This window comes from Bacteroides caecigallinarum (assembly GCF_021530995.1).
GTDB classification, from domain to species: Bacteria; Bacteroidota; Bacteroidia; order Bacteroidales; family Bacteroidaceae; genus Phocaeicola; species Phocaeicola faecigallinarum.
Genome location: NZ_JADYTF010000141.1, coordinates 1 through 7,977 on the forward strand (window position 1 = coordinate 1; position 7,977 = coordinate 7,977).

At 42.5% G+C, this 7,977-nt stretch carries 11 protein-coding genes and 1 pseudogene; all 12 read left to right on the forward strand.

Going from position 1 to position 7,977, the window contains the following annotated elements; genetic code table 11:
• The coding region (locus tag I6E24_RS14585) for an STAS-like domain-containing protein (protein ID WP_204402101.1) at positions 1-358 on the forward strand (358 nt) is incomplete at its 5' end.
• On the forward strand, positions 339-884 hold the full coding sequence (locus I6E24_RS14590) for a hypothetical protein (protein ID WP_204402099.1): 546 nt from the start codon (positions 339-341) through the stop codon (positions 882-884). The genes I6E24_RS14585 and I6E24_RS14590, both read left to right, overlap by 20 nt.
• Before the next feature lie 91 nt (positions 885-975).
• Positions 976-1,524 (forward strand): DUF2589 domain-containing protein, encoded by a 549-nt coding sequence (locus tag I6E24_RS14595; RefSeq protein WP_204402097.1) that lies wholly within the window; start codon positions 976-978, stop codon positions 1,522-1,524.
• A gap of 33 nt (positions 1,525-1,557) precedes the next feature.
• A complete protein-coding gene (locus tag I6E24_RS14600; RefSeq protein ID WP_235329286.1) occupies positions 1,558-1,785 on the forward strand; it encodes a hypothetical protein in 228 nt (75 codons plus the stop codon).
• Positions 1,782-2,234, forward strand: coding sequence for a hypothetical protein (locus I6E24_RS14605; RefSeq protein WP_204402094.1), 453 nt, complete (start codon positions 1,782-1,784; stop codon positions 2,232-2,234). The genes I6E24_RS14600 and I6E24_RS14605 overlap by 4 nt, the downstream gene beginning before the upstream one ends.
• Before the next feature lie 28 nt (positions 2,235-2,262).
• Positions 2,263-3,003, forward strand: a complete 741-nt coding sequence (locus I6E24_RS14610) for a DUF2589 domain-containing protein (protein ID WP_235329288.1) — start codon at positions 2,263-2,265, stop codon at positions 3,001-3,003.
• 4 nt (positions 3,004-3,007) lie between these two features.
• Positions 3,008-3,565, forward strand: coding sequence for a hypothetical protein (locus tag I6E24_RS14615; RefSeq protein WP_204402091.1), 558 nt, complete (start codon positions 3,008-3,010; stop codon positions 3,563-3,565).
• 344 nt (positions 3,566-3,909) lie between these two features.
• A complete protein-coding gene (locus tag I6E24_RS17635; protein ID WP_204402089.1) occupies positions 3,910-4,026 on the forward strand; it encodes a UDP-glucose 6-dehydrogenase family protein in 117 nt (38 codons plus the stop codon).
• Positions 4,027-4,064: 38 nt separating this feature from the next.
• Positions 4,065-4,799 (forward strand): annotated as a pseudogene (locus I6E24_RS14620) (UDP binding domain-containing protein); the annotation flags it as partial.
• Between the two features lie 178 nt (positions 4,800-4,977).
• Positions 4,978-5,367 carry an HU family DNA-binding protein gene (locus I6E24_RS14625; protein ID WP_235329290.1) on the forward strand — a complete coding sequence of 130 codons (390 nt, stop codon included), beginning with the start codon at positions 4,978-4,980 and terminating at the stop codon, positions 5,365-5,367.
• Between the two features lie 103 nt (positions 5,368-5,470).
• The gene (locus I6E24_RS14630; protein WP_394800415.1) at positions 5,471-6,016 is read left to right on the forward strand and encodes an AAA family ATPase; all 546 of its coding nucleotides are present in this window, start codon (positions 5,471-5,473) and stop codon (positions 6,014-6,016) included.
• A gap of 694 nt (positions 6,017-6,710) precedes the next feature.
• Positions 6,711-7,977 (forward strand): group II intron reverse transcriptase/maturase (ltrA, locus tag I6E24_RS14635; protein ID WP_235329292.1); only part of this gene is annotated, 1,267 nt, incomplete at its 3' end.

Consider the following 7,977-nt stretch of genomic DNA (forward strand, 5'->3'; position numbering starts at 1 on the left):
TATGAAGACTATAAAAATATCAGATTATGTAAGCCTTAATCAGGCAGCAACTGTAGATGAAGGGCAGAAAATATATGATTTAATAATTCAATATCTTCAGAATAAAGAAGAAGTGGAACTGGACTTTTCAGACATTACTGTAATAACTACAGCTTTCTTGAATATTGCCATAGGATGCCTTTATGAAAATTATACCAGCGAAGAGTTGAATGAATACATAAAGTTCAGCAATCTCCTTCCTGGAAAGAAAGAAAGGATAGCTATGGTGGCTGAAAATGCCAAGATATTCTATTCTGAAAAGAAGAATTTATTTGAGAATAATGTAGACAATGCGATTTATGGCGGCAAAAATCTCTAATGTAAAGGATTATGATGTAAAGATGGGCGGGAGCTATTTTTTCGACAATAATGTATGGATGTTATTGTTCGCAAACATAGCCGGTACTCATTATGACAAACAGAAGAAATATTCCAGCCTCCTTAGTGATATAAAGAACCGTAATTGCAGTATTTTTATAAGTTCGCTCATCCTTTCAGAATATATCAACAGATCCTTGAGATTGCATTTTGACCTGTGGATTGTTTCGGAAGGAAGGATAAAAAGTAATACAGATTTCAAAAGGGACTATAGAGGAACATCGCATTATAACGCATCACTGAAAACAATATTAGCAGAAGTAGATGATATATTAAATATATCAGAACGCCGCCCTGATGATTTTAACTCCATCAATATAGATTCCATATTGACAGACATGTCATCAGATTCAGACTTCAACGATTCGTATTATGTAGAGCTCTGTGATAGGAATAAAATGATATTAGTGACAGATGACAGTGATTTGCTAAAAACAAAGAAGAATATAAGTATAGTGACATATTAAGCAAACTGTTTTACGCATTGACACAGTTAAGGGACGATAGAGGACTGGTATGTATGTTATAACTGAAAAACAATTTTTTTACCTTAGTATTATGGCAAAAACAGAACAACTCAACAGAGAGCAGAATATAGAGGGTATCATAAGTGCACCTCTCATAGCATTGTCGAAGGCTAACATGATGATGCTTTCAGGACAGACCAGGTTCCTCCTGAAGAACTGTTTCAGTTTGAAAGGAGATGTATACGAACCTGTAATGATTACTATGAGTATACAGTTGGGAGGGACGGGAGGAAAGTCTGTCAACTTCCAAATACCTCTCCTCAATCTTCTTTCAATCAATGCCCTCTCCGTGTCTAAGGGCAATATCAGCTTTTCCGTTGACATCACCTCGTCTGAAAGCTACAAGTCCGAAGGTATGACTGACATACTGAATGAAAGGGTCCTGTATCGTGGTCGCCTGAACGGTACAGACCGCAGTGGTAAGAGCCCGGCATTGAAAGGTCTGGAAGTGTCTGTAGAAACCTCCACACAACCTCTTTCGCGTGGATTACTCACCATCCTTGACATCTACGATAAGGCCATACGGGCATCCGTTCCCATGAATGACTCTGATGACCGTACTCAAGAAACCAATCATTGAACCAACTGACAACAAACAATAAAAATAATCTATATGCAGAATACAATAAAATGTCCGTGCTGCCAGGCACAAATCTATTTCGATCTTACTCTGCTTCTGCAGGGAGAATCTTTTGAGTGTTCATCATGTCATTCACGCATCTCGCTCTCCCTAAAGAGCCGTCCTATAGTGGCTCAAGCCCAAGCACGTCTTGAAGAGCTGAAACGTCAGGCAGCTAAAGGGGAAGAATATCCGAAAAACTGTCAGGAAGTACAGGAATGATTCCCTTCAAGTCTTTTATCAGGATGCTATGCAATGCGGTGAATACAGCTTCGGCAGACTGCCAGACAGGACTGGACTCCGTACTTTCGGGCTCCTTCATCAAGGAGTCTGATAACGAAACTTGTATTTATTCGCCGCGTGAAGTAAAATTCAGAATACCTTCTACCGGTGATGACGGTCAGCCGGACTACCGTACTGTAAGTGTACCACTTGCGGCCTTAGCCAATCCTCAAACCATACATCTTGACAAGATCCGGTTCACAGTGAAATGCAGTCTTGCGGTGCGTTCAGGCGAGCTGATAATGGACAGGTCAAGCCGTTTCCGTCTCTTTCGCAAAGGTATGGACACTCGTATTGAGTTTACCCTTGCCGCAGGAGGTAACCCGCAGGAACTGGAAAATCTTATAGCCCATTACGAGGCTTCGCTTCGTAATGAGGTGGAAAAATAAAATCAAACCTTTAAAATCAAGATTAAGTATGGAAAAAGAACTCGTTTCAATGGCCCAACAGTTTACGGGCCTGCCTATGGAAGATCTTATCGGAGGGCCACTCAACGCTACCGCCAAAGCCAATGCCGGTATGGCTCTCACGCAGACCAAATTCCTTTTAGAGACTTGTTTCGAAAAGGTACAGCGTGCCCTTACAGATGATGAAAAGAAAGCCTTTAAGGAAAAATACGGGAAAGATCCCGAAGCTGGAATGTTGCATACGGGCTATTCTCCTATCATGATAGAGATGTCGCTGGAACGTGGTGTGCTTACTCCTACCACTGACGAAAATGGCAAGCCTGATTCGAAAATAGACTATTTAATCACTAAATTCAATCTCCCGCTGCTTACCATTATACCTATCAACTCTTTGGGTGTAAACAATGTGGATATCTCCTTCGAGATGGAAGTGAAGTCCAGCTATTCAGAATCTGAATCACAGAGCAAGGAATCTGAAACCAAGGCCGACGGTTCATTCGAGAGCAAACTTGGTATAGGCCTTCTGTCGGTATCAATAAAGGGTTCTGCCAGTTACTCCTCACGTGACTCTTCCACACATGACACACACTATGAGAAGAGCAACTCTGCCAAATATACCGTAAACGTCCATGCTGGACAATTGCCCGTACCAAAAGGCGTGAATACAATAATAGAGGCATTTACCCAGGCCATTCAGCCTATAGAGATGACGTTAGCTGGCGATAATAATCCGGAACCTAAAAAATCATAAGATTATGTTAGTGTACCGTGGATTTTCCTGTGTGGAGGAAGTAATTAAAGTATTAAAGAGTCAAACAGTAGGAGGTGAGTATTATTGTCCGGAGGATGCATATATAAATAGATATGATATTATAAATAAACAAAAATCAACAGGAGGTGAATGTTACCCTCAAATCAAGCTCAAATCAGATAAGAACCGTAAAGGTATTATAGAATATACCACTGATGAGAATGTCGCTATGAGATTTGGTCCTTTATGTGTTATTGGTGGAGAAGTTGATAGTAATTTTGAAATAGCTTATAATGGATATAGTCAAGATCCGGAAAAGGGTGTGTTTTTTTATGTAAACATACCCATAGACATCCAATGCTTTTACTTTGGTTTTAACTATAATAATTATGAAAACCTAAAAAATATAATAAATAAATCATATCTTCCACGGACTTGTTTTAAGCCAATAGAGAATGATAAAGACCAAAAGATTTTGGTGTCTTTTATTATTGACTGTATTCCAATCTTTGCAAATCTCGTAAATAAGCCTGAAATCTTCCAAAATTGGCGTATTGACTAGCATGGCTGTTTCCCATACCTTCGTGCTAAACTTAAAACACGAAAGATTTTGTTTAGCAAAAAAGATTTTGAAATACTGTGGTTCCTCTACAAGACCGAGGGTGAGGGCTATATTCAAGGAGGGAAGGACTCTGAGGTGCGGAATGGCTACGGTGCACTTCAAAAAGGTGGAATAAGAGGGATTCCCCCATATCTGTCAGAGATTACGGGTGTGGGGGAATTCCGGTGTTTATAAAGTTGGAGTTACGGGATTTTTTAGTATTTTTGTATCCTGATAAACCAATAATCAGTATTGGCTATATCGGGTTTATGATGGATTTGTTATTAGAATAAAAGGAATTGAAAATGATTAATATAGCAATTGCAGGAACAGGGTATGTGGGCTTATCAATAGCCACATTACTGGCTCAGCATCATAAGGTGACAGCTGTGGACGTGATACCTGAAAAGGTGAGAGAATAAGCTATCCCACTGAGGAGGTTTCGAATCATGCTGAGGAACTGAAAAAGGCGGCAGAGACTTTTGCAGAGCTGCTGAAGGAGGGAGCTCTGAAGGAGGACATAGATGTGCTCTTTATGGGACTGACAGAGGCGGAGGCGGTGAAGCTGTTTGCCAACACGTACCTGGCGCTGAGGGTGAGCTACTTCAACGAGCTGGACACTTATGCTGAGATGAAGGGACTGAACACTCAGGATATTATCCGCGGTGTGAGTCTTGACCCAAGAATAGGGAACCATTATAACAATCCGTCGTTCGGATACGGGGGCTACTGTCTGCCGAAAGACACTAAGCAGCTGCTTGCGAACTATCAGGACGTGCCGGAAAATCTGATAGAGGCTATAGTGGAATCGAACCGCACAAGAAAGGACTTCATAGCGGACAGGGTGCTGAAGATGGCGGGATATTATGATTACTTCAATCGTGGTGACTATAACTCGAAAGAAGAGAAGGAGTGCGTTGTGGGGGTTTACAGACTGACAATGAAATCGAACAGCGACAACTTCCGCCAGAGCTCCATACAGGGCGTGATGAAGCGTGTGAAGGCGAAAGGGGCAACGGTAATAATCTACGAGCCTACGCTGGAGGACGGCACTACTTTCTTCGGCTCGAAGGTGGTGAACGACCTGGATAAATTCAAGAGCATGAGTAACGCCATAATAGCGAACAGATATGACGCATGTCTGGATGACGTGGCGGAAAAGGTCTATACAAGGGATATTTTCAGAAGGGACTGATTTCCCGGAAACAGAATCTATCTTCAATCCTCGTCATCTCGACGGGGATTTTTACTATATACCAGTTTCGAGCATTAAATAGTCTTTACTTCCTCCCAAAGACGGACAGAGGGGAACTGCATAATTCCACAGGACGGTATCTTTGCATCGAAGTTAAACCACTAAACATTAAGGAATTATGGACAACAACTTGTACTACTCGGTGGCGGAAAAGAAGGACCCGAGAAACCCGGAACAGGAAGGATTGTATTACGCTCACGTTCGCTCGAAAGGGGTGCTGGACACTAAAGGGCTGATTGACAGAATAAGGAACAGGGGGACTGTGGGGAGTCCGGACATCGTGGCAGTGCTGATAACCATGGAAGATATTGTGACGGAGGCGCTGTGCAACGGGGAGATAGTGAGACTGGGGGAACTGGGGTCGCTGTCGCTGAGCGTGAGCAGCACGGGATGCAGAAGCAAGGAGGATTTCGACAGCAAACATATCACGAAGGTGAGGGCTATATTCAAGGAGGGAAGGACACTGAGGTGCGGAATGGCTTCGGTGCACTTCAAGAAGGTGGAATAATGGTGTTTATAGGATTGGTATTTCGGAAACTTTTACGTAATTTTGTATCTGAAGCCTAACTTCTTTAACTTCATAACTTCATAACTTCTTAACTTCAAAAAAAATGAAATACCCTATAGGAATACAGAATTTTGAAAAGATACGCGAAGGCGGTTATCTTTATATAGACAAGACGGATCTGATATATGACCTGGTAAATAACGGTGTATATTACTTTCTGAGCCGTCCGCGCAGGTTCGGCAAGAGTCTGCTTATCTCTACGCTGGAGACTTATTTCAGCGGAAAGAGGGAGATGTTCGAGGGGTATCACTTCAACGAGGATTGTGTGGATATATATAACCTATCCGGTTTAATGATTACCTTGGATTCAAAGGCGTTAAGAAGCAATTGGATAGAGGTTGGAACGCCTTCATTTCTGGTGAAAATGCTTAAAAAGAGAGATTCAGACTTTGGAGAATTGGAAGGAGTTGAAATAGACGGCAATCTGTTGGAGAGTAATGATACTGCATCGAAAAATCTTATTCCGGTGATTTATCAGAGCGGGTATCTGACGATTAAAGATTACGATAAGAAATCGAATACCTACAAGCTGGGGTTCCCGAACAAGCATGTGAAGAATGCCTTCATGACATTGATGAAATATATTTAGATATTATGTGACGGAAGGAAGCTGGTGAAGGTGGGTGTGAACTTCAGCTATGAGAAGAGGAATGTGGAGAGGTGGATTGTGAAGTAATAAAAGGGAACCTTTTGGTTTTACGGAAACTTTTCAGTAATTTTGTATCAGGTGTGCGACAAGAAGTCGTACAAGTAATTGTTCAGCATGATGTCTGAACCTGTTGTTCCGTCAACAGTAGCCTAAAGAGGCGTGCTTTACGAGTAATTGTTTGGTGCGAAGCCCTCTTGACAATATGGTTCTATGCAGAAATATCCAATGCATAGACTGTTAGGCTGACCGATATGAGTAACGTATGTTAACCGCTGCACCATCGTTACAAAAGAATAGCTTACGGATATTTACAAGCTATAGCCAAAAGGCGGGCAGTCAGGTTAGTTCTCTGTTTGATAGGACTACACGGATGTAGTACTGCCGGTGGATGGGCGGACTCTAAGTCGGTCGTCAGTTACTTGTACGGAACTTGGTAAGCCCGTATTTCTCCTGCCTTTATCGGGCAGGTAAGCCAATCGCAAGAGAAGCCGAATGGGGTGCGGGTAAAGGATTGCGGAGAAAGCGAATGCTTCCGTGTAATGCGGAGGATAGAGGTTTTAACGTCACCTCATGCGAAAGCAGGCAGACTTCCGCAGGGTAATTCTTTGTGAAACGATTGTAGAACTTTAACGAAATGAAGAAACAGCAAAGGAGCGAGGCGAAAGCCGAGTGTGCATCTTCAGCCGAGCGCAACACGACATGGAAAGACATTGACTTTCATAAGTGTGAATGCAAGGTCAGAAAGCTGCAAGTCCGAATAGCAAAGGCTCATACAATAAAGAGGTACAACAAGGTTAAAGCCTTGCAGCACCTGCTTGTCACTTCGTTCGAAGCCAAGGCATTGGCAGTAAGGAAAGTGACCTCCAATAAAGGCAAGCGCACGGCAGGGGTTGACCACATAAAGTGGGACACCGATGCCAAGAAAATAGAAGCTATACGTTCTTTGACACGGAGAGGATATAAAGCCCTCCCATTGAAAAGGGTCAACATACCCAAAGCAAACGGCAAGACAAGACCGTTAGGGATACCGACCATGAAAGACAGAGCCATGCAGGCACTATACCTTATGGCATTGGAACCGATAACGGAGAATGAAGCGGATGCGAACTCTTACGGATTTAGAAAGTTCAGAAGTACGGCAGATGCGATAGACGCACTCCATAGATGGCTAAGCAGGGATTGCTCTCCCGAATGGATATTGGAGGGAGACATAAAAGGCTGCTTCGACCATATCAGCCATGAATGGCTTCTCGATAACGTACGAATCGACAGGCTGATATTAAGGAAATGGCTTAAAAGTGGAGTTGTGTTCAACAAGCTGCTTCAACCGACGCTTGAAGGGACACCGCAGGGTGGTATCATATCACCGACACTTGCAAATACAACTCTTGACGGCATGGAAAGAATGCTCAAAGAGAAGTACAAGGCAAATTATGTCAATGGAAAACTTTACTGCCCCAAAGTCAATCTCGTAAGATATGCGGACGACTTCATTGTCACAGCCGATAAAAGGGAAACATTACTTGAAATAAAGGAAATGTTGACAGCCTTTTTAAAGGAAAGGGGACTTACACTATCCGAGGAGAAGACACTGATAACACATATCAGTGAGGGATTTGACTTTTTAGGGTTCAATGTACGGAAGTACAACGGGACATTGTTAATAAAGCCCTCAAAGAAAAGTCAGAAACGTTTCACTGACAAACTGCATGAGATTGTGCTGACCAAAGGCAAGGCACTATCCCAGCAGGAACTGATAGAGAAACTCAATCCAATAATAAGGGGATGGGGTAACTACTACAGCCATGTGGTATCAAAGGAGGTGTTCTGTAGATGTGACCATATCCTGGTAAACCAACTTAAGAGATGGTCATATCGCAGACATACCAACAAGTCAAGGG

Excerpts from the sequence above, each read along its gene's own strand:
- I6E24_RS14605 (WP_204402094.1), top strand. The coding sequence starts at position 1,782 with ATGATTCCCTTCAAGTCTTTTATCAGGATGCTATGCAATGCGGTGAAT.
- I6E24_RS14615 (WP_204402091.1), top strand. The coding sequence starts at position 3,008 with ATGTTAGTGTACCGTGGATTTTCCTGTGTGGAGGAAGTAATTAAAGTA.
- I6E24_RS17635 (WP_204402089.1), top strand. The coding sequence starts at position 3,910 with ATGATTAATATAGCAATTGCAGGAACAGGGTATGTGGGCTTATCAATA.
- I6E24_RS14595 (WP_204402097.1), top strand. The coding sequence starts at position 976 with ATGGCAAAAACAGAACAACTCAACAGAGAGCAGAATATAGAGGGTATC.
- I6E24_RS14600 (WP_235329286.1), top strand. The coding sequence starts at position 1,558 with ATGCAGAATACAATAAAATGTCCGTGCTGCCAGGCACAAATCTATTTC.
- I6E24_RS14590 (WP_204402099.1), top strand. The coding sequence starts at position 339 with ATGGCGGCAAAAATCTCTAATGTAAAGGATTATGATGTAAAGATGGGC.
- I6E24_RS14625 (WP_235329290.1), top strand. The coding sequence starts at position 4,978 with ATGGACAACAACTTGTACTACTCGGTGGCGGAAAAGAAGGACCCGAGA.
- I6E24_RS14630 (WP_394800415.1), top strand. The coding sequence starts at position 5,471 with ATGAAATACCCTATAGGAATACAGAATTTTGAAAAGATACGCGAAGGC.
- I6E24_RS14610 (WP_235329288.1), top strand. The coding sequence starts at position 2,263 with ATGGAAAAAGAACTCGTTTCAATGGCCCAACAGTTTACGGGCCTGCCT.